At 53.0% G+C, this 19,677-nt stretch carries 20 protein-coding genes and 1 other annotated feature; of the genes, 15 read left to right on the top strand and 5 right to left on the bottom strand.

What is annotated here, in order from left to right; genetic code table 11:
* Positions 1-75 precede the first annotated feature (75 nt).
* Positions 76-402: a trp operon repressor gene (trpR, locus tag BZK40_RS07500; protein WP_008786138.1), complete on the top strand. Its 327-nt coding sequence runs from the start codon at positions 76-78 to the stop codon at positions 400-402.
* A gap of 55 nt (positions 403-457) precedes the next feature.
* Here the strand turns inward: trpR and yjjX are convergent, their stop codons facing one another.
* The gene (yjjX, locus tag BZK40_RS07495; protein WP_008786139.1) at positions 458-973 is read right to left on the bottom strand and encodes an inosine/xanthosine triphosphatase; all 516 of its coding nucleotides are present in this window, start codon (positions 971-973) and stop codon (positions 458-460) included.
* 71 nt (positions 974-1,044) lie between these two features.
* Here yjjX and gpmB point away from each other — a divergent pair, with 71 nt between their 5' ends.
* Positions 1,045-1,692 carry a 2,3-diphosphoglycerate-dependent phosphoglycerate mutase GpmB gene (gpmB, locus tag BZK40_RS07490; protein ID WP_003019006.1) on the top strand — a complete coding sequence of 216 codons (648 nt, stop codon included), beginning with the start codon at positions 1,045-1,047 and terminating at the stop codon, positions 1,690-1,692.
* Here gpmB and robA read toward each other — a convergent pair.
* Positions 1,689-2,558 carry an MDR efflux pump AcrAB transcriptional activator RobA gene (gene robA / locus BZK40_RS07485; protein WP_003829933.1) on the bottom strand — a complete coding sequence of 290 codons (870 nt, stop codon included), beginning with the start codon at positions 2,556-2,558 and terminating at the stop codon, positions 1,689-1,691. The genes gpmB and robA overlap by 4 nt on opposite strands.
* 211 nt (positions 2,559-2,769) lie before the next feature.
* Here robA and creA point away from each other — a divergent pair, with 211 nt between their 5' ends.
* Genes creA through creD form a run of 4 tightly spaced genes read left to right on the top strand, consistent with a single transcriptional unit; the run spans position 2,770 to position 6,788 of the window.
* On the top strand, positions 2,770-3,243 hold the full coding sequence (creA, locus tag BZK40_RS07480) for a protein CreA (RefSeq protein ID WP_003018998.1): 474 nt from the start codon (positions 2,770-2,772) through the stop codon (positions 3,241-3,243).
* Between the two features lie 12 nt (positions 3,244-3,255).
* Positions 3,256-3,945: a two-component system response regulator CreB gene (gene creB, locus BZK40_RS07475; protein WP_003829928.1), complete on the top strand. Its 690-nt coding sequence runs from the start codon at positions 3,256-3,258 to the stop codon at positions 3,943-3,945.
* The gene (creC, locus tag BZK40_RS07470) at positions 3,945-5,369 is read left to right on the top strand and encodes a two-component system sensor histidine kinase CreC (protein ID WP_079934411.1); all 1,425 of its coding nucleotides are present in this window, start codon (positions 3,945-3,947) and stop codon (positions 5,367-5,369) included. Before creB ends, creC begins: the two co-directional genes overlap by 1 nt.
* A gap of 57 nt (positions 5,370-5,426) precedes the next feature.
* Entirely contained in the window at positions 5,427-6,788 is a 1,362-nt protein-coding gene (gene creD, locus BZK40_RS07465) for a cell envelope integrity protein CreD (RefSeq protein ID WP_079934410.1), read from the top strand.
* A gap of 60 nt (positions 6,789-6,848) precedes the next feature.
* On the opposite strand, the gene arcA is transcribed toward creD, so the two are convergent.
* Positions 6,849-7,565, bottom strand: coding sequence for a two-component system response regulator ArcA (gene arcA / locus BZK40_RS07460; protein ID WP_001194359.1), 717 nt, complete (start codon positions 7,563-7,565; stop codon positions 6,849-6,851).
* Between the two features lie 95 nt (positions 7,566-7,660).
* Between arcA and yjjY the strand changes: the two genes are divergently transcribed.
* From yjjY to thrC, 6 genes are all read left to right on the top strand, one after another.
* Positions 7,661-7,801, top strand: coding sequence for a YjjY family protein (yjjY, locus tag BZK40_RS24170; RefSeq protein WP_042998021.1), 141 nt, complete (start codon positions 7,661-7,663; stop codon positions 7,799-7,801).
* Positions 7,802-8,200: 399 nt separating this feature from the next.
* Positions 8,201-8,887: a tRNA/rRNA methyltransferase gene (locus BZK40_RS07455; protein ID WP_003829762.1), complete on the top strand. Its 687-nt coding sequence runs from the start codon at positions 8,201-8,203 to the stop codon at positions 8,885-8,887.
* 206 nt (positions 8,888-9,093) lie between these two features.
* Positions 9,094-9,220: a sequence feature (Thr leader region), on the top strand.
* Positions 9,099-9,164 (top strand): thr operon leader peptide, encoded by a 66-nt coding sequence (thrL, locus tag BZK40_RS07450; protein WP_032337689.1) that lies wholly within the window; start codon positions 9,099-9,101, stop codon positions 9,162-9,164. It overlaps the preceding feature by 66 nt.
* A gap of 23 nt (positions 9,221-9,243) precedes the next feature.
* Positions 9,244-11,706, top strand: coding sequence for a bifunctional aspartate kinase/homoserine dehydrogenase I (gene thrA, locus BZK40_RS07445; protein WP_003829761.1), 2,463 nt, complete (start codon positions 9,244-9,246; stop codon positions 11,704-11,706).
* Between the two features lies 1 nt (position 11,707).
* Positions 11,708-12,637, top strand: a complete 930-nt coding sequence (thrB, locus tag BZK40_RS07440) for a homoserine kinase (protein WP_008786144.1) — start codon at positions 11,708-11,710, stop codon at positions 12,635-12,637.
* A gap of 3 nt (positions 12,638-12,640) precedes the next feature.
* Positions 12,641-13,927 carry a threonine synthase gene (gene thrC, locus BZK40_RS07435; protein ID WP_008786145.1) on the top strand — a complete coding sequence of 429 codons (1,287 nt, stop codon included), beginning with the start codon at positions 12,641-12,643 and terminating at the stop codon, positions 13,925-13,927.
* A gap of 84 nt (positions 13,928-14,011) precedes the next feature.
* Here thrC and yaaA read toward each other — a convergent pair whose 3' ends face one another.
* Together yaaA and BZK40_RS07425 are read right to left on the bottom strand one after the other, a co-directional pair.
* Positions 14,012-14,785 carry a peroxide stress protein YaaA gene (gene yaaA / locus BZK40_RS07430; protein ID WP_032942329.1) on the bottom strand — a complete coding sequence of 258 codons (774 nt, stop codon included), beginning with the start codon at positions 14,783-14,785 and terminating at the stop codon, positions 14,012-14,014.
* Between the two features lie 77 nt (positions 14,786-14,862).
* Complete coding sequence (locus BZK40_RS07425) at positions 14,863-16,293, bottom strand: alanine/glycine:cation symporter family protein (protein ID WP_020996236.1); 1,431 nt, start codon at positions 16,291-16,293, stop codon at positions 14,863-14,865.
* Between the two features lie 273 nt (positions 16,294-16,566).
* Here BZK40_RS07425 and tal point away from each other — a divergent pair, with 273 nt between their 5' ends.
* The 3 genes from tal to BZK40_RS07410 all read left to right on the top strand — a co-directional run bounded on the left by tal (position 16,567) and on the right by BZK40_RS07410 (position 19,650).
* Positions 16,567-17,520 carry a transaldolase gene (gene tal / locus BZK40_RS07420; RefSeq protein WP_003829752.1) on the top strand — a complete coding sequence of 318 codons (954 nt, stop codon included), beginning with the start codon at positions 16,567-16,569 and terminating at the stop codon, positions 17,518-17,520.
* A 110-nt stretch (positions 17,521-17,630) separates the two neighbouring features.
* Entirely contained in the window at positions 17,631-18,218 is a 588-nt protein-coding gene (gene mog, locus BZK40_RS07415) for a molybdopterin adenylyltransferase (RefSeq protein ID WP_003829749.1), read from the top strand.
* A gap of 124 nt (positions 18,219-18,342) precedes the next feature.
* Positions 18,343-19,650, top strand: coding sequence for an MFS transporter (locus BZK40_RS07410; protein WP_079934409.1), 1,308 nt, complete (start codon positions 18,343-18,345; stop codon positions 19,648-19,650).
* The last annotated feature ends 27 nt before the right edge of the window (positions 19,651-19,677 follow it).

Raw genomic sequence — 19,677 nt, 5'->3', positions numbered from 1 at the left:
TTATGCTATCGTACTCGTTAAAGAGTACAAAAGGGGGAAGCAAGCACGCTTCCCCCGCAACGATGGCGATATCTTATGACTCAGCAATCACCCTATTCAGCAGAGATGGCAGAACAACGTCACCAGGAGTGGTTACGTTTTGTCGATCTACTTAAACACGCCTACGAACAAGATTTACACCTGCCACTGCTCAATTTGATGTTAACGCCGGATGAGCGTGAAGCGTTGGGCACGCGTGTGCGTATCATTGAAGAGCTGCTGCGCGGCGAGATGAGCCAGCGTGAGCTTAAAAACGAGCTCGGGGCGGGGATTGCCACTATTACGCGGGGGTCGAACAGCCTCAAATCCGCACCGGTGGATTTGCGTCAGTGGCTGGAGCAGGTGTTGCTCGGGAAACATTGATCCGCCGGATGCGGCTTTGCCTTATCCGGCCTACGATTGAACATCCGGCACAATGCTATAAATACACCGCGTTATGAAACGGGCTGAGCGCCAGAATCACCGCCTGGTGATAGACGCTTGAGCGCGTCAGCTTGCCCGCGGTAAAAACGCCGATTGCGCCTTCTTTACGGCCAATTTCATCAATACCCGTATAGTCCGACATCACCGGGCCGAGTGCTTCACCTTTGCGGACTCTGTCGAGAATGACAGTCGGCAATGGCAGCGTGGCTGAACGGGCTTCACCGCGCTGAATGCCGTTATCAATCACCACCCAACTAAAGGTGGCATCGTCGTCAATTCCTGCTTCAATGGCGACCCAGAAATCAGCCTGCGGGTGCAGGCGGCGAGCGTTATCAACGCGATTTCGTGCGCCAGTGCGCGTTTCCTGGTTTCCGAAAGGTTGTTCCGGCACGCCACTCTCGACGGCGACGGGTTCAATATGGCAGGATCCTTCCCCGAAAATCTCTTCAAATGCCCGCAGAATTGCCTGAATTTTGGCAGGATTGGTGGTCGCAGAGATAACCTTGTGCATAATTAAGCTCAGTTTGAAAATTCATCGCAGAGTCTACTCAAAGTATGACGAGTATATAACGGAAAAAAAGCATGTTACAGGTATACCTTGTTCGCCATGGCGAAACGCAGTGGAACGCCGAGCGACGTATTCAAGGCCAGTCAGACAGCCCACTAACCGCTAAAGGTGAACAACAAGCCATGCAGGTGGGAGAACGCGCCCGCTCGTTTGGTATTACGCATGTCATCAGTAGCGATCTTGGTCGTACACGACGCACCGCAGAAATCATCGCCCAGGCCTGCGGCTGTGATATCACCTATGATTCTCGTCTGCGTGAGCTGAATATGGGGGTGCTGGAAAAACGTCACATCGATACGCTGACGCCAGAGGAAGAGGGCTGGCGTCGCCAGTTGGTGAACGGCACGGTGGATGGTCGTATTCCGGAAGGGGAATCGATGCAGGAGCTGAGCGATCGCGTCAATGCGGCGCTGGCATCCTGTCTGGAGCTGCCGCCGGGAAGTCGTCCACTGCTGGTCAGCCACGGTATCGCGCTGGGTTGCCTGGTGAGCACAATTCTGGGATTACCGGCATGGGCTGAACGTCGCTTGCGTCTGCGCAACTGTTCTATTTCTCGCGTTGATTACCAGGAAAGCTTATGGCTGGCGCCGGGATGGGTCGTTGAAACTGCAGGGGACATCTCACATCTGGACGCCCCTGCGTTGGATGAACTACAGCGCTAGCGGCGAATCGGAATCAGGAATTCGCAGCGCAGGTTGATCGGGCGATCTCCCGCTTTGGCATCTTCTGCCGGGTAGTATCGCTCGATATCCTGTCCTTTACGGCGCGTCAGGTTCAGCATCGGCATGCATGTGCCGTAAACCGTCAGGATAAACTCTTGCACGCCGGTTCCCAGCCCTTCGTAGGTAAACATCACGTACTCGCCACCCTGTAACAGGATAGGCTGCGCCGACGGCACATAGCCATTGGCCTGTTCCGGCGTCAGTGCTGTGGTGTAAAACACTTCCTGTTCGTCGTCTTTTTCAATGCTCGGACGCGTTTCGTTAAGCCCGTACAGCACTGGCGGGATCGCCGGAGCCTGAGCAAGGAAGTCGCGCCAGAACTGAATACGCATTTCATGACGGAAATCTGAAATCTGTTCCAGCGAGCAGGAATAGCTTTGTGTGGTGCCGAGCAGCTGCGTATCTTCCAGGGTGACAAACTCGTGTGCAGGCATCGTAAATTCACCCAGTCGCATTGGCGGGCGAATACCAAACGCACTCCATTCCGGTGAACGGCGATACAGCGCTGGTGTCTGCGAAAATTGTTTCTTGAATGCGCGAGTAAAAGTTTGTTGAGAGTCGAAGCGATATTGCAGCGCAATATCCAAAATTGGACGCGCAGTCAGGCGCAGCGCCACTGCGGATTTCGATAAACGACGGGCACGGATATAGGCGCCAATAGCATGGCCCGTCACGTCCTTAAACATTCTCTGCAGGTGCCACTTGGAATAGCCCGCTTTTGCCGCCACATTGTCAAGCGACAAAGGCTGATCCAGATGACCTTCCAGCCAGATTAATAGGTCGCGAATAATGCCAGCCTGATCCATAAAATATCCTCATCCTTTCAACAACGAGTACCTGACGTCAGGTATGAGGATAATAGCATTTTTTGCTGTTTTAGCATTCAGTGTTTTTTTTGCTCATAAGTGCTTTTTTCGGACATACGAAAGCGTGATTATTGTAATCCTGTGATCTGTATACATTTTATCTTAGAATGTTTAATAATTACGCAGAACAACTTTTAAGAATGGTAACAATATGAAATATAAGAGCTTAGTCATTTCCTCAATTCTGCTGATGTTGGCGCAGGTCGCCCATGCGGAGCAGATTGGATCTGTCGATACGGTGTTCAAAATGTTTGGGCCGGATCATAAAATTGTGGTCGAAGCGTTTGACGATCCGGATGTTACCAATGTGACCTGTTACGTGAGTCGTGCGAAGACCGGCGGCATCAAAGGTGGACTGGGGCTGGCGGAAGATACCTCCGATGCCGCCATCTCTTGCCAGCAGGTTGGGCCGGTAGAACTGAGCGACAGAATCAAGAACGGTAAAGCTCAGGGCGAAGTGGTATTTAAGAAACGTACCTCGCTGGTGTTTAAATCTTTACAGGTCGTGCGTTTTTACGATGCGAAACGTAATGCGCTGGCCTATCTGGCGTATTCAGATAAAGTTGTCGATGGATCGCCCAAAAATGCCATCAGTGCGGTACCCATCATGCCGTGGCGGCAATAACAAGGAAGCACAATGCAACAGCCGTTGATCTGGTTGGTTGAGGATGAGCAGGGAATCGCTGATACGCTTATCTACATGCTGCAACAAGAAGGGTTTAGCGTAGAGGCGTTTGAGCGCGGATTTCCCGTGCTGGAGAAATCTCGCCAGCAATGCCCTGATGCCATCATTCTGGATGTCGGGCTACCGGATATCAGCGGTTTTGAACTGTGCCGACGTTTACTGGAACGCCACCCGGCGTTGCCGATCCTCTTTCTGACCGCGCGCAGCGATGAAGTGGATCGCCTGTTGGGGCTGGAAATTGGTGCAGATGACTATGTTGCCAAGCCTTTCTCGCCGCGCGAGGTGTGCGCTCGTGTGCGTACGCTGCTGCGGCGGGTGCAAAAATTCTCCACGCCTTCATCGATGACACGCTGTGGGGATTTTGAACTTAATGAGCTGGCCGCGCAGATTACCTGGTTCAGCATGCCGTTGAACCTGACGCGTTATGAATTCCTGCTGCTGAAAACATTGCTGATGTCGCCGGGACGTATTTACTCTCGCCAGCAGCTGATGGATTTAGTCTGGGCAGACGCGCAGGATACCTTTGACAGAACGGTTGATACTCACATCAAAACGCTGCGCGCCAAGCTGCGGGCTATCAATCCGGAGCTTTCCCCCATCAATACACATCGCGGTATGGGATACAGCCTGAGGAACTGCTGATGCGCATTGGAATGCGTTTGCTGCTCGGCTATTTTCTGATTGTCGCGGTCGCCGCCTGGTTTGTTCTGTCGATCTTTGTGCAGGAAATTAAGCCAGGCGTTCGTCGGGCGACCGAAGGTACTTTAATTGATACCGCCACGCTGCTGGCTGCACTGGCGCGTGATGACGTGCTCTCTGACTCACCGGCTAACGGCAAGCTGGCGCAGGCATTTGCGCAGCTGCATAACCGCCCATTTAACGCCAACATCAGCGGCATTAACAAAGTGCGTAATGAATACCATGTCTATATGACGGACGCGCAGGGCAAGGTGTTGTTTGATTCAGCTAACCAGGCCGTCGGTCAGGACTACTCCCGCTGGAACGATGTGTGGTTAACGCTGCGTGGGCAGTATGGCGCCCGAAGCACGCCGCAAAACCCGAACGATCCGGAAAGCTCGGTGATGTACGTTGCCGCGCCGATCGTAGACGGTGGGCGTATTATCGGCGTGCTCAGTGTCGGCAAACCAAATGCGGCGATGGCACCGGTGATTAAACGCAGTGAACGGCGAATGCTGTGGGCCAGCGCCGTATTGCTGGGCATTGCCCTGGTGATTGGCTTCGGGATGGTATGGTGGATAAACCGATCCATTGCCCGGCTGGCGCGTTATGCCGACTCCGTTACCGAGAATCGCCCCGTCCCACTGCCTGATTTAGGCAGCAGCGAGTTACGCAAACTGGCGCAGGCGCTGGAAAGTATGCGTCTGAAGCTCGAAGGCAAGAACTACATTGAGCAGTATGTCTACGCGTTAACGCATGAGCTGAAAAGTCCGCTGGCGGCCATTCGTGGCGCGGCAGAGATATTGCGCGAAGGCCCGCCGCCAAACGTGGTAGCGCGTTTTACCGATAATATTCTGACGCAAAATGCGCGCATGCAGGCGCTGGTCGAAACTTTGCTGCGCCAGGCGCGACTGGAGAATCGACAGGACATTACGTTGACGGCGGTGGAGGTAGATACGCTTTTTGCTCAGCTCAAAGAGGCGCGTAGCGTGCAGCTGGCGGCAAAAAACATTACGCTGACCATTCTGCCTTCATCGCTTAGCGTCGCTGCCGATCCCGCGTTACTGGAGCAGGCATTGGGGAACTTGCTCGACAACGCTATCGACTTCACGCCACAGGGCGGAACGATTACGTTGAGCGCGCATCAGCAGGAGGATCTGGTCACATTGCAGGTTACCGACAGCGGTAGCGGGATCCCTGATTTTGCGTTGCCGCGTATTTTTGAGCGCTTCTACTCGCTGCCCCGCGAGAATGGACACAAGAGCAGCGGTTTGGGGCTGGCGTTTGTCAGTGAAGTTGCACGACTGCATGAAGGTACGGTGACATTATCTAACCGACCAGAGGGCGGTGCACAGGCCTCGTTTACGCTTCACCGTCACTTCACATAACTTCAAATTCTCCGCACATAGCTGTTCTACCTTGCTGATATTGCAAAGGAGAACGCTATGTTTAAATCACCCCTGTTTTGGAAAATCGTCACCTTAGGCGGCGCAATATTACTGCTGTTAATTCCACTGACGATGGTCAGGCAGATAATCGTTGAGCGATCGGATTATCGTGATGAAGTCGAAGATGCTATTCGTCAGAGCACCAGCGGGCCGCAAAAGATGGTCGGGCCGCTGATTGCCGTCCCGGTGACGGAACTGTATATCGAGCTGGAAGGCGACAAACAGATCCAGCGTAAGCGCAGCTATATCCATTTCTGGCTCCCGGAGTCGATGGTGGTTGAGGGGAATCAGAACGTTGAAGCGCGTAAAATCGGTATTTACGAAGGCCAGGTCTGGCACAATGATCTCTCGGTGAAGGCCGAGTTTAACGCTGAACGCTTGCGTGATTTAAACCATCCCAACGTCAGCGTCGGCAAACCGTTTATCGTGGTTGGCGTGGGGGATGCGCGCGGGATCGGCGTGGTGCAAGCGCTGCAGGTCAATGGGGAATCGCTGGCCGTTGAGCCAGGGACGGGGCTGGATGGAGGAGCTCAAGGGATCCACATTCCGCTACCTGACGCGAGCTGGGCGGAGCAAAACCTGAGCATGGTGCTGTCGTTGAATTTGAGCGGAACCGGAGATTTCTCCGTTGTTCCGGTTGGCCGTAACAGTGAAATGACTTTAACCAGCAACTGGCCGCATCCCAACTTTCTTGGGGATTTCCTCCCGGCGAAGCGCGAAATCAGCGAATCAGGATTTAAGGCCCAGTGGCAAAGCAGCTGGTTCGCGAATAACCTCGGCGAACGCTTTGATGGCGAAAAGATTGGCTGGAAGGGAATGCCTGCATTTAGCGTTGCCGTCGCCACGCCAGCGGATCAGTATCAGTTAACGGACAGGGCTACCAAGTATGCCATCCTGCTGATTGTACTGACCTTTATGTCTTTCTTCGTGCTTGAAAGTATGACCAGCCTGCGTCTGCACCCGATGCAGTATCTGCTGGTGGGGCTATCGCTGGTGATGTTTTATCTGCTGCTGCTGGCATTGTCTGAGCACATTGGGTTTACGGCGGCGTGGATTACGGCAAGCCTGGTAGGCGCGTTAATGAACGGGGTGTATCTGCAGGCGATATTACAGAGTTGGCGGAACAGTATTTTATTCACCGTGGCGCTGCTGGGGTTGGATGGGGTGATGTGGGTGCTGCTACGTTCACAGGACAGCTCTTTACTGCTGGGAACCGGCGTGCTGTTGGTCGCGTTGTGTGGCGTGATGTTCCTGACTCGTCATCTTGACTGGCACTCGCTGGCACAGCCAAAACCAAAGCCGACAGAAATTCCGGAGCCTCTGCCTGCGCAGAGTGACGAGTTTCGCCTATGGAAATAGGGCGGTGGGGAAATGAAAAACGGCGCATAATGCGCCGTTTTTTTACCTGTAAGGATTGAATTAATCCTGCAGGTCGCCGCAGAAACGGTAGCCTTCACCGTGAATGGTGGCGATGATTTCTGGCGTATCCGGCGTAGATTCGAAATGTTTACGAATGCGGCGGATAGTCACGTCAACGGTACGGTCATGCGGCTTCAGTTCGCGACCGGTCATTTTTTTCAGCAGTTCTGCGCGAGACTGGATTTTGCCCGGATTCTCACAGAAGTGAAGCATTGCACGGAATTCGCTGCGTGGCAGTTTATACTGCTCGCCGTCAGGACCAATCAGAGAGCGGCTGTTGATGTCCAGCTCCCAGCCGTTGAACTTGTAGCTTTCGACGCTACGGCGTTCTTCGCTGACAGTACCCAGGTTCATGGTACGGGACAGCAGGTTACGAGCACGGATAGTCAGTTCGCGCGGGTTAAACGGCTTGGTGATGTAATCGTCTGCGCCGATTTCGAGGCCGAGAATTTTATCGACTTCGTTATCACGGCCCGTCAGGAACATCAGCGCAACGTTAGCTTGTTCGCGAAGTTCGCGCGCTAACAGTAGGCCATTTTTCCCAGGCAGATTGATATCCATAATCACAAGGTTGATGTCATATTCAGAGAGAATCTGATGCATTTCCGCGCCATCTGTCGCTTCGAATACATCATAGCCTTCTGCTTCGAAAATGCTTTTCAACGTGTTGCGTGTTACTAACTCGTCTTCAACGATAAGAATGTGCGGGGTCTGCATGTTTGCTACCTAAATTGCCAACTAAATCGAAACAGGAAGTACAAAAGTCCCTGACCTGCCTGATGCATGCCGTAAATTAACATGATCGGCGTAACATGACTAAAGTACGTAATTGCGTTCTTGATGCACTTTCCATCAACGTCAACAACATCATTAGCTTGGTCGTGGGTAGTTTCCCTCTGGACCCGACAGTGTCAAAAACGGCTGTCATCCTAACCATTTTAACAGCAACATAACAGGCTAAGACATGCCGGACACCCAATAAAACTACGCTTCGTTGACATATATCAAGTTCAATTGTAGCACGTTAACAGTTTGATGAAATCAACGTATCCAAATGTTTGCTTTCATCACAAAATTGCAATATTACAACTAGTTGCACGAGCTAATTAATAAATGTAATGAATCCAACCAATGCGATCCATTTTAAAATAAATTATCATGGATAAACAGAGGGATATACAACTTTTGTTAACATAAAAAGCAATAGTACAGTTTGGAAATAGTTTAGCATTTTTTACCGGATGCGAAATCCTTTTTCAGTGACTTCTGTTAAAAAAATGTAAATTTGCGCTGCGTAATATGTTGACGTGCGTCACATTATTACTTGCAGACTGACCAAAAAGAGTATCGAAATGCGTTTAACAATTATTCTGGTTGCCCCTGCCAGAGCGGAAAATATTGGCGCGGCTGCCCGTGCGATGAAGACCATGGGATTCACTCAATTACGTATCGTTGACAGCGAGGCGCACCTGGAACCCGCCACGCGATGGGTCGCGCATGGATCGGGCGACATTATTGATAATATTAACGTTTTTCCAACGTTAGCCGATGCGCTTCACGACGTTGATTTTACCGTTGCGACCACCGCGCGTAGCCGGGCGAAGTTCCATTATTACGCCACCCCGGTCGAACTGGTTCCCCTGTTACAGGAGAAATCCACGTGGATGGAACATGCAGCGCTGGTGTTTGGTCGTGAAGATTCGGGGCTGACCAATGAAGAATTAGCGCTGGCAGATGTACTCACTGGTGTACCGATGGTCGCTGACTATCCTTCACTCAATTTGGGGCAGGCGGTGATGGTGTATTGCTATCAATTAGCAGGTTTAATACAACAACCAGCCAAAAACGTTGAGGTGACGGATGAACTTCAGCTGCAGGCATTGCGTGCACGCGTTTTGCGTTTATTAGCCACGCTGAACGTTTCTGACGACATCAAGCTGACGGACTGGTTGCAACAGCGAATGGGTCTGTTGGGGCAGCGAGACACGGCAATGTTGCACCGTTTTTTACATGATATTGAAAAAAACATCACAAAATAAAATGTCGAACAATTTTTGTTGTGTAGTGTTTTGTTCTTGGTTCAAGTGGGCTCAACATGCTGTATTAGTTGAAAGTAAAAGGGCAAGCAGTCGCTCATGAACAAGTTTCGGAATGTGATCAATTTAAAAATTTATTGACTTAGGTCAGCAGATACTTTAACCCTAAAAGAATACAGGACAGATAATAAATAATTACAGAGCACACAACATCATGAAACGCATCAGCATCACCATTACTACAACCATCACCATTACCACAGGTAACGGTGCGGGCTGACGCGTACAGGAAACACAAGAAAAAGCCCGCACCTAAACAGTGCGGGCTTTTTTTTCGACCAAAGGCAATGAGGTAAACCATGCGAGTGTTGAAGTTCGGCGGTACATCAGTGGCAAATGCAGAGCGCTTTCTGCGGGTTGCCGATATTCTGGAAAGCAATGCCAGACAGGGGCAGGTCGCAACCGTTCTCTCTGCCCCCGCAAAAATTACCAACCATCTGGTGGCAATGATTGAGAAGACCATCGGTGGTCAGGATGCTTTAGCTAATATCAGCGACGCCGAACGCATTTTCTCCGAGCTGCTGGTGGGTCTTGCCGCCGAGCAACCAGGTTTTCCGCTGGCGCAGCTCAAAGCCTTTGTTGAACAAGAATTTGCCCAGATTAAGCACGTCCTGCACGGCATCAGCCTGCTGGGACAGTGCCCGGACAGTATCAATGCCGCGCTTATCTGCCGTGGTGAAAAAATGTCGATTGCTATCATGGCCGGCCTGCTGGAAGCACGCGGGCATAACGTAACGGTCATCGACCCGGTGGAGAAATTGCTGGCTGTCGGCCATTACCTCGAATCTACCGTTGATATCGCCGAATCTACGCGCCGCATCGCCGCCAGCCGTATTCCTGCGGACCACATGATTCTGATGGCAGGGTTTACCGCTGGAAATGAAAAAGGTGAGTTAGTGGTGTTGGGGCGTAATGGCTCTGACTACTCTGCCGCCGTACTGGCCGCCTGTTTGCGTGCCGATTGTTGTGAAATCTGGACCGATGTCGACGGTGTATATACTTGCGATCCGCGTCAGGTACCCGACGCCCGACTGCTTAAGTCGATGTCTTATCAGGAAGCGATGGAGCTTTCTTACTTCGGCGCTAAAGTGCTGCACCCGCGCACCATTACCCCTATTGCCCAGTTCCAGATCCCGTGCCTGATTAAAAATACCGGCAATCCGCAAGCGCCCGGTACGCTGATCGGTGCCAGCAGTGATGACGATGATTTGCCGGTAAAAGGTATTTCTAACCTCAATAACATGGCGATGTTTAGCGTTTCCGGCCCTGGAATGAAAGGCATGGTGGGCATGGCGGCGCGCGTTTTTGCCGCAATGTCGCGTGCGGGCATCTCGGTAGTGCTGATCACCCAATCCTCTTCTGAATACAGCATCAGCTTCTGCGTCCCGCAGGGCGACTGCGCGCGTGCACAACGCGCTATGCAGGATGAATTCTACCTCGAGCTGAAAGAAGGCCTGCTGGAGCCGCTGGCGGTGACTGAGCGTCTGGCCATCATCTCTGTTGTTGGCGATGGTATGCGCACCCTGCGCGGCATCTCGGCGAAGTTCTTTGCCGCGCTGGCTCGGGCGAACATCAATATTGTAGCGATCGCCCAGGGCTCGTCTGAGCGTTCTATTTCGGTGGTGGTGAATAACGATGACGCGACCACCGGCGTACGCGTGACCCATCAGATGCTGTTCAACACCGACCAGGTGATTGAAGTGTTTGTGATTGGCGTAGGCGGCGTGGGCGGTGCGCTGCTGGAGCAGCTTAAACGTCAGCAAACCTGGCTCAAAAAGAAGCATATCGATCTGCGCGTGTGCGGTGTGGCGAACTCGAAGGCCCTGCTGACCAACGTCCACGGTCTGAATCTGGAAAACTGGCAGTCGGAGCTGGAGAGCGCGAAAGAGCCTTTCAACCTTGGGCGCTTAATTCGTCTGGTGAAAGAATACCATCTGCTCAATCCGGTGATTGTCGACTGTACGTCAAGCCAGGCGGTAGCGGATCAATATGCCGACTTCTTGCGTGAAGGCTTCCACGTGGTTACGCCGAACAAAAAGGCCAACACGTCGTCGATGGATTACTATCATCAGCTGCGTTTTGCCGCCGCGAAGTCTCGTCGTAAATTCCTGTACGACACCAACGTGGGCGCGGGCTTGCCGGTTATTGAAAACCTGCAAAATCTGCTCAGCGCAGGTGATGAACTGCAACGTTTTTCAGGCATCCTTTCTGGCTCACTGTCGTTTATTTTCGGCAAGCTGGATGAAGGCATGAGCTTCTCGCAGGCCACCACCCTGGCGCGTGAGATGGGCTATACCGAACCCGATCCGCGTGACGATCTTTCCGGTACGGACGTGGCGCGTAAGCTGCTGATCCTGGCCCGTGAAACTGGTCGTGAGCTGGAGCTTTCTGACATTGTCATTGAGCCGGTCCTGCCAAAAGAGTTTGATGACTCCGGTGATGTTTCCGCGTTTATGGCGAAATTGTCGCAGCTGGATGACGTCTTTGCCGCGCGCGTGGCGAAAGCCCGTGATGAGGGAAAAGTATTGCGCTATGTTGGCAATATCGAAGAGGACGGTGTTTGTCGCGTGAAAATTGATGCAGTAGACGGCAACGATCCGCTGTTTAAAGTGAAAAACGGTGAAAACGCGCTGGCGTTCTATAGCCACTATTATCAGCCGTTACCGTTGGTTCTGCGCGGATATGGCGCAGGTAACGATGTGACGGCGGCGGGCGTCTTTGCCGACCTGCTACGCACCCTTTCATGGAAGTTAGGAGTCTGACATGGTGAGAGTTTATGCCCCGGCTTCCAGTGCCAATATGAGCGTCGGGTTTGATGTACTCGGTGCGGCGGTAACTCCGGTGGACGGTTCGCTGTTGGGTGATGTGGTGTCCGTTGAGGCGGCTGACCAGTTCAGCCTGAACAACCTTGGGCGCTTTGCCAACAAACTGCCGTCCGAGCCACGTGAAAATATTGTCTACCAGTGTTGGGAGCGATTCTGCCAGGAGCTGGGTAAAACCGTTCCGGTGGCGATGACGCTGGAAAAAAATATGCCGATTGGCTCCGGGTTAGGCTCCAGCGCCTGTTCCGTCGTGGCGGCGTTAGTCGCTATGAACGAACATTGCGGTAAGCCGCTCAACGATACGCGCCTGTTAGCGATAATGGGCGAACTTGAAGGGCGTATCTCCGGCAGCATTCATTACGATAACGTCGCTCCGTGCTTTTTGGGCGGTATGCAGTTAATGATTGAAGAAAACGGCATTATTAGCCAGCAGGTGCCAGGCTTTGATGAGTGGCTGTGGGTACTGGCGTATCCAGGGATTAAAGTGTCGACGGCTGAAGCGCGGGCGATTCTCCCAGCGCAGTATCGCCGTCAGGACTGTATCGCTCACGGGCGGCATCTGGCTGGATTCATCCATGCCTGCTATTCCCGTCAGCCTCTTCTGGCCGCGAAGCTGATGAAAGATGTCATTGCTGAGCCGTATCGTACCCGCTTGCTGCCAGGCTTTAGCCAGGCGCGTCAGGCGGTCGCAGAAATTGGCGCGCTGGCCAGCGGTATATCTGGGTCTGGGCCGACGCTGTTCGCTTTGTGCGATAAGCCGGATACGGCACAGCGCGTAGCAGATTGGCTGGGTAAAAATTACCTGCAAAATCAGGAAGGCTTTGTTCATATTTGCCGGCTGGACACGGCGGGCGCACGGGTACTGGGATAATCAATGAAACTGTATAATCTGAAAGATCACAACGAACAGGTCAGCTTTGCACAGGCTGTTACGCAAGGACTGGGCAAGAATCAGGGATTGTTTTTTCCGCACGATCTACCGGAATTCAATCTGACAGAAGTGGATGAGATGCTGAACCAGGACTTCGTTAGCCGCAGCGCGAAGATCCTGTCCGCATTTATTGGTGATGAGATCCCTCAGGAAATTCTGGAAGAGCGCGTGCGTGCGGCATTTGCCTTTCCGGCTCCGGTTGCCCAGGTTGCCGCGGATGTCGGCTGTCTGGAACTGTTCCACGGCCCTACGCTTGCATTTAAAGACTTTGGCGGGCGCTTTATGGCGCAGATGCTGACGCACATCAGTGGCGACAAACCGGTAACGATTCTGACGGCGACCTCCGGAGACACCGGGGCGGCGGTTGCGCATGCCTTTTATGGCCTGAAAAATGTGCGCGTGGTGATCCTCTACCCGAACGGCAAGATCAGCCCATTACAGGAAAAACTGTTCTGTACGCTGGGCGGTAACATTGAAACTGTGGCGATTGATGGCGATTTTGATGCCTGCCAGGCGCTGGTGAAACAGGCGTTTGATGACGAAGAGCTGAAGGTGGCTCTGGGACTGAACTCGGCTAACTCAATTAACATCAGCCGTCTGTTGGCGCAAATCTGTTACTACTTTGAGGCTGTGGCCCAACTGCCGCAAGAGGCGCGTAATCAACTGGTGATTTCCGTTCCCAGCGGTAACTTTGGCGATCTGACCGCCGGGCTGCTGGCGAAATCACTGGGCTTGCCGGTGAAGCGTTTTATCGCGGCGACGAACGTTAACGATACGGTTCCGCGTTTCCTTGCAGAAGGTGAGTGGGCGCCGAAAGCGACCCAGGCAACGTTGTCGAATGCGATGGATGTCAGCCAGCCGAACAACTGGCCGCGCGTGGAAGAACTGTTCCGCCGTAAAATCTGGCGTCTGAATGAGCTGGGTTATGCCGCTGTTGACGATGCGACGACTCAGGACACGATGCGTGAGTTACATGAGATAGGCTACACCTCAGAACCGCATGCGGCGGTGGCTTACCGAGCGCTGCGTGACCAACTGAATCCTGGCGAGTACGGCCTGTTCCTTGGTACTGCGCATCCGGCGAAGTTTAAAGAAAGCGTTGAAGAGATTCTTGACCTGACGCTGGCGTTGCCAAAAGAACTGGCGGAACGCGCGGACCTGCCGCTGCTTTCTCATCACCTGCCAGCTGATTTTGCTGAACTGCGCAAGCTGATGATGACCCGCGGTTAACGGTTGCGCCCGCTGGCGCTTTGCATAGCGGGCCGACAAAACCTGTAGGCCGGATAAGGCGTTAGCCGTCATCCGGCCTTTTTACTATTGCTCGTGGCGTTTAAACACCAGTTCGCCGTTTCCTGATGCTTCTTCATCAAAGAAGTAGCCTTCGCTGTTAAATGCGGTCAGCTGTTCCGGTTGCGTTAAGCGGTTCTCAATAATGTAGCGACTCATCAGGCCGCGCGCTTTTTTGGCATAGAAGCTGATGACTTTAAACTTGCCGTTCTTCTCGTCGAGGAAGACCGGTTTGATAAGCTCAGCGTTGAGTTTTTTCGGCTTCACGGATTTAAAATACTCATCCGAGGCGAGGTTGATCACCACGCTGTCGCCTTGCGCTTCCAGCGCTTCGTTAAGTTTATCGGTGATGGTATCTCCCCAGAACTGGTAGAGATCTTTACCCTTCGCATTGGCCAGACGAATGCCCATCTCCAGACGGTATGGCTGCATCAAATCCAGCGGACGCAAAACGCCGTACAACCCGGACAGCATCCGTAAATGCTGTTGAGCGAAGTCGAAATCCGCCTCGCTGAAGGTTTCAGCCTGCAACCCTGTATAGACGTCGCCTTTAAACGCCAGAATGGCCTGACGTGCATTGTCCGGCGTGAAGTCAGGCTGCCAGTCATGGAAACGGGTGGCGTTCAGATCCGCCAGCTTGTCGCTAATCCCCATGAGCTTGCCAATCTGCGGTGCAGAGAGTTGGCGTGCCACGTGAATAAGCTGCTGAGAGTGATCCAGCAACTCGGGCAGCGTATGACGTGTCGTTGCCAGCGGGCTTTGGTAGTCGAGCGTTTTTGCAGGTGAAATCAGAATCAGCATATCCAGTCCTTGCAGGAAATTTACTGCGACTTTAGCAAAAAAAACGACTGAATTGATCGATGGTTGCGATTGCCGCGCTATTCGCGCGGCGTTTCATCCCAGCTATCGGGCGCAAGCTGTTGTCTGATATCAGGATAACGGCGCGGATCGAATTCCGGGCGCACCCCGAGTTTTCGCTGGCGCAGATAGTCGCTGGCGATGGTATGTACAACCGGAGAAAGCAGCAGAATCGCCGTCAGGTTAGTAATGGCCATACAAGCCATGATGATGTCGGCAAGTTGCCAGACCAGCGGAAAACTGATTAACGTACCACCAATGACGGTGCAAACGGTGGCGATTCGTAATAGCCAGATAACCCGGATGTTGTCCAGTTTCAGGAATATGAGGTTGTTTTCCGCATAAATGTAGTTGGCGACGATAGAGCTAAAGGCAAACAGAATCACTATTAAGGCAACGAATCCGGCCCCCCATTCACCCGTCAGCGAGACCATGGCTCGTTGCAGCAACTGGATGCCTTCCATTGGCACATAAGTGGTGCCATTACCCGCCAGTAAAATGATCATTGCGCTGGCCGTACAAAGAATTAGCGTATCGCCCAATACACCAATCATTTGCACAATGCCTTGTGCTGCAGGGTGTGGCGGCCAGGATGCTGCCGAGGCGGCTGCGTTCGGGGTAGAGCCCATTCCGGCTTCATTAGAGAACATACCGCGCTGAAAACCGCTGGCAATGGCCTGGCTTAGCGTATATCCGGCGGCACCGGCCGCGGCTTCCTGCCAGCCAAAGGCGCTTTTTATGATGGTCATGATAATGCCGGGGAGCTGTCCGAAATGCCAAAGGCAGATGACGAGGCTACAACCGATCCACAGCAGCGCCATCATCGGAACAAACCATTGCATCAGGCGGGCGACGCCTTTAATGCCGCCGACGATGACCAGTAATGACACTATTGCCAGTGCGATACCAGAGAAGAGGGGTGGGATGTCAAAAGCAAAGGTCAACGCACGAGAGACTGAGTTTGCCTGCACGCTGTTAAAAATCAGGCCATAGGCAATGAGTAAAAAGATGGCAAACAGCACGCCCATCCAGCGCATGCCCAATCCACGGGCCATATACCATGCAGGACCGCCGCGAAACTGTCCCTTGCTGTCGCGCTCTTTATACAGCTGGGCAAGGGAACATTCGGCGAATGAGGTTGCCATACCAATGACCGCCGAGACCCACATCCAGAAAATGGCTCCCGCGCCGCCGGCAGCGATCGCCAACGCCACACCCGCCAGATTTCCGCTACCGACGCGCGCGGCAAGACTGGTGCACAGAGCCTGAAAAGAAGTTAAACCGCCCGGCTGCGGGCTGATGCTGTTTTTAAGACTTTTGCCAAACTGGCGAATATAGCGGAACTGCACGAACCCTGTACGCCAGGTGAACCAACATCCTGCGCCAAGCAGGAGGTAGATCATCACCGATCCCCAGAGTATTTCATTAATAAATGAGAAAAAATCAGGCATTAACATCCCTCTTGTTGATGCCGGTAAGCGCGAATAATCCCGTGTAAGCGCTACCAATTATCGACCAGTATATACCTTATAAGGTGATTGATTGCGGGAGTTTACCATAACAATAGGTATATCCTTAATTGCGCATCACGAGCTGTGAGATGCGTAATCAGGGCTGAGCGGCGGGTCGGACAATCCAGGCGGTTGCGCTGAGAGTGCGTCGTGCTATCATCAGGGAAGATCGGTTACATCCCCCTAACAAGCTGTTTAAAGAGAATCGCTATCATGACGGACAAATTGACCTCCCTTCGTCAGTTCACCACAGTAGTGGCCGACACCGGAGACATCGCGGCAATGAAGCTGTATCAGCCTCAGGATGCCACAACTAACCCTTCTCTCATTCTTAACGCAGCGCAGATCCCAGAATACCGCAAGCTGATTGATGACGCTGTAGCCTGGGCTAAGCAGCAGAGCAACGACCGCGCACAGCAGATCGTCGACGCGACCGACAAACTGGCAGTAAATATCGGTCTGGAGATCCTGAAACTGGTCCCGGGCCGTATCTCTACTGAAGTTGACGCTCGTCTGTCTTACGATACCGACGCGTCCATCGCGAAAGCAAAACGTCTGATCAAAATGTACAACGATGCTGGCATCAGCAACGATCGCATTCTGATCAAACTGGCTTCAACCTGGCAGGGCATCCGTGCCGCTGAGCAGCTGGAAAAAGAAGGTATCAACTGTAACCTGACTCTGCTGTTCTCCTTCGCGCAGGCGCGCGCATGTGCAGAAGCTGGCGTATACCTGATTTCTCCGTTTGTTGGTCGTATTCTGGACTGGTACAAAGCCAACACTGACAAGAAAGAGTATGCACCGGCAGAAGATCCGGGTGTGGTTTCCGTAACGGAAATCTATGAGTACTACAAACAGCACGGTTACGAAACCGTGGTGATGGGTGCGAGCTTCCGTAACGTCGGCGAAATCATTGAGCTGGCAGGCTGCGATCGTCTGACTATTGCACCGGCACTGCTGAAAGAACTGGCGGAAAGCGAAGGCACTATCGAACGTAAACTGTCCTTCTCTGGCGAAGTGAAAGCGCGCCCTGCACGCATCACCGAAGCTGAGTTCCTGTGGCAGCACAACCAGGATCCGATGGCTGTAGACAAACTGGCGGACGGTATCCGTAAGTTTGCTGTAGACCAGGGTAAACTGGAAAAAATGATCGGCGATCTGCTGTAATCATTAATGCGTGGCCCTGATATGGGTCACGCTACCTCTTCTGAAACCTGTCTGTCCTTCCCTTCGCAGTGTATCATTCTGTTTAACGAGACTGTTTAAACGGAATAATCATGAATACTTTACGCATTGGCCTGGTTTCCATTTCTGACCGTGCTTCCAGCGGCGTTTACCAGGATAAAGGTATCCCGGCCCTTGAAGAGTGGCTGGCATCTGCCCTTACCACCCCTTTTGAGCTGCAAACTCGACTGATCCCGGATGAACAGGCGATCATCGAACAGACCTTATGTGAGCTGGTGGATGAAATGAGCTGTCATCTGGTGCTGACTACCGGCGGAACGGGTCCGGCCCGCCGCGATGTAACGCCTGATGCCACGCTGGCCGTAGCCGACCGCCAGATGCCGGGCTTTGGCGAGCAGATGCGCCAGATAAGCCTGCACTTTGTGCCAACGGCTATTCTCTCCCGCCAGGTTGGTGTGATTCGCAAACAGGCGTTGATTCTGAATCTGCCAGGGCAGCCGAAATCGATCAAAGAAACGCTGGAAGGCGTGAAAGATGCCGACGGTAAGGTTATCGTGCCGGGTATTTTTGCAAGTGTACCGTATTGTATACAGTTACTGGATGGGCCGTATGTGGAAACCGCACCGGCTGTTGTAGCATCTTTTCGTCCTAAAAGCGCAATCCGCGATATAAACGCCTGAAAGTAGCCCGATCGTGACATAAGTGCCAATGACAGTGGAGTATTGAATTGTTTACGATATAGTAATTTTTGCTTTACATATATCGACAGACAGATTCAATAACTCCACTGACTCATGGTTTGCTATGTCACAACACACTCGACCGCTGAATCGCCAGGATTATAAAACTCTTACGCTTGCTGCCCTCGGCGGTGCGCTTGAGTTTTATGATTTCATTATCTTCGTCTTCTTTGCCGCTGTTGTTGGCGAACTCTTCTTCCCGGCAGACATTCCTGAATGGCTACGTCAGGTGCAAACCTTCGGCATTTTTGCCGCCGGATATCTGGCGCGTCCGCTGGGGGGCATCATCATGGCGCACTTTGGCGATCTGGTCGGGCGTAAGAAAATGTTCACCCTGAGCATTTTGCTGATGGCGATACCGACGCTGGCGATTGGTCTTTTGCCTATCTACGCCTCAATGGGGATCCTCGCGCCGCTGCTGTTACTGCTGATGCGTATTTTGCAAGGCGCTGCCATCGGCGGAGAAGTGCCCGGCGCGTGGGTGTTCGTTGCGGAGCACGTACCGGAGCGCCGCATCGGCATTGCCTGTGGCACGCTGACCGCTGGGCTGACGGTGGGGATTCTGCTGGGATCGGTGGTTGCGACGTTGGTGAATACCAGCCTGACGCAGCAGGCGGTGCATGACTACGGCTGGCGTATCCCGTTCCTGCTGGGGGGCGTGTTTGGGCTGGTGGCGATGTACCTGCGTCGCTGGTTGCAGGAAACGCCCATTTTCCTCGAAATGCAGCAGCGTAAAGCGCTGGCGCAAGAGCTACCGGTGAAGTCGGTGGTGAGCAAACATAAAAAAGCGGTGGTTATTTCCATGCTGCTGACCTGGCTGTTATCGGCCGGGATTGTGGTGGTGATCCTGATGTCGCCAGTCTGGTTGCAGAAGCAGTATGGTTTTGCACCGGCGTTGACGTTACAAGCCAACAGTGTCGCGACCATTATGCTGTGCGTCGGCTGTCTGCTGGCCGGGTTTATTGTCGACCGGGTCGGCGCCAGCAAAACCTTTATTGTCGGCAGCCTGCTGCTGGCCTGTTCAAGCTGGTTTTTCTATCATCTGACCGGCAGCCATCCTCAGCACTTGTTCTTGCTATACGGGCTGGTAGGGTTGTGCGTTGGCGTGGTGGGGGCTGTGCCTTATGTGATGGTGCGGGCGTTTCCGGCGGAGGTCCGCTTTACCGGAATCTCCTTTTCTTACAACGTGTCGTATGCCATTTTTGGTGGTCTGACGCCAATCGCCGTGACGATGTTAATGAGCGTGTCGCCAATGGCTCCGGCCTGGTATGTGCTGGCGTTATCGCTGGTGGGGTTAGGTCTGGGGATTTGGCTGCGACAGGATATTTATCATCGCGATACGAGCGTGCAGGGCGAGTTACAGCGCTTGTAAGGAATATCCCCCCGTTCGGGGGGATAG

Origin of the sequence: Citrobacter portucalensis, from assembly GCF_002042885.1 — a bacterium.
Classification (GTDB): Bacteria; Pseudomonadota; Gammaproteobacteria; order Enterobacterales; family Enterobacteriaceae; genus Citrobacter; species Citrobacter portucalensis.
Note: the sequence above shows the minus strand (reverse complement) of the source record. Positions and strands in the feature narration are given on the sequence as shown.

What these genes read in the sequence shown, in the direction of transcription:
- trpR (WP_008786138.1), top strand. Translation starts at nt 76, where the DNA reads ATGACTCAGCAATCACCCTATTCAGCAGAGATGGCAGAACAACGTCAC.
- yjjX (WP_008786139.1), bottom strand. Translation starts at nt 973, where the DNA reads ATGCACAAGGTTATCTCTGCGACCACCAATCCTGCCAAAATTCAGGCA.
- gpmB (WP_003019006.1), top strand. Translation starts at nt 1,045, where the DNA reads ATGTTACAGGTATACCTTGTTCGCCATGGCGAAACGCAGTGGAACGCC.
- robA (WP_003829933.1), bottom strand. Translation starts at nt 2,558, where the DNA reads ATGGATCAGGCTGGCATTATTCGCGACCTATTAATCTGGCTGGAAGGT.
- creA (WP_003018998.1), top strand. Translation starts at nt 2,770, where the DNA reads ATGAAATATAAGAGCTTAGTCATTTCCTCAATTCTGCTGATGTTGGCG.
- creB (WP_003829928.1), top strand. Translation starts at nt 3,256, where the DNA reads ATGCAACAGCCGTTGATCTGGTTGGTTGAGGATGAGCAGGGAATCGCT.
- creC (WP_079934411.1), top strand. Translation starts at nt 3,945, where the DNA reads ATGCGCATTGGAATGCGTTTGCTGCTCGGCTATTTTCTGATTGTCGCG.
- creD (WP_079934410.1), top strand. Translation starts at nt 5,427, where the DNA reads ATGTTTAAATCACCCCTGTTTTGGAAAATCGTCACCTTAGGCGGCGCA.
- arcA (WP_001194359.1), bottom strand. Translation starts at nt 7,565, where the DNA reads ATGCAGACCCCGCACATTCTTATCGTTGAAGACGAGTTAGTAACACGC.
- yjjY (WP_042998021.1), top strand. Translation starts at nt 7,661, where the DNA reads ATGACTAAAGTACGTAATTGCGTTCTTGATGCACTTTCCATCAACGTC.
- BZK40_RS07455 (WP_003829762.1), top strand. Translation starts at nt 8,201, where the DNA reads ATGCGTTTAACAATTATTCTGGTTGCCCCTGCCAGAGCGGAAAATATT.
- thrA (WP_003829761.1), top strand. Translation starts at nt 9,244, where the DNA reads ATGCGAGTGTTGAAGTTCGGCGGTACATCAGTGGCAAATGCAGAGCGC.
- thrB (WP_008786144.1), top strand. Translation starts at nt 11,708, where the DNA reads ATGGTGAGAGTTTATGCCCCGGCTTCCAGTGCCAATATGAGCGTCGGG.
- thrC (WP_008786145.1), top strand. Translation starts at nt 12,641, where the DNA reads ATGAAACTGTATAATCTGAAAGATCACAACGAACAGGTCAGCTTTGCA.
- yaaA (WP_032942329.1), bottom strand. Translation starts at nt 14,785, where the DNA reads ATGCTGATTCTGATTTCACCTGCAAAAACGCTCGACTACCAAAGCCCG.
- BZK40_RS07425 (WP_020996236.1), bottom strand. Translation starts at nt 16,293, where the DNA reads ATGCCTGATTTTTTCTCATTTATTAATGAAATACTCTGGGGATCGGTG.
- tal (WP_003829752.1), top strand. Translation starts at nt 16,567, where the DNA reads ATGACGGACAAATTGACCTCCCTTCGTCAGTTCACCACAGTAGTGGCC.
- mog (WP_003829749.1), top strand. Translation starts at nt 17,631, where the DNA reads ATGAATACTTTACGCATTGGCCTGGTTTCCATTTCTGACCGTGCTTCC.
- BZK40_RS07410 (WP_079934409.1), top strand. Translation starts at nt 18,343, where the DNA reads ATGTCACAACACACTCGACCGCTGAATCGCCAGGATTATAAAACTCTT.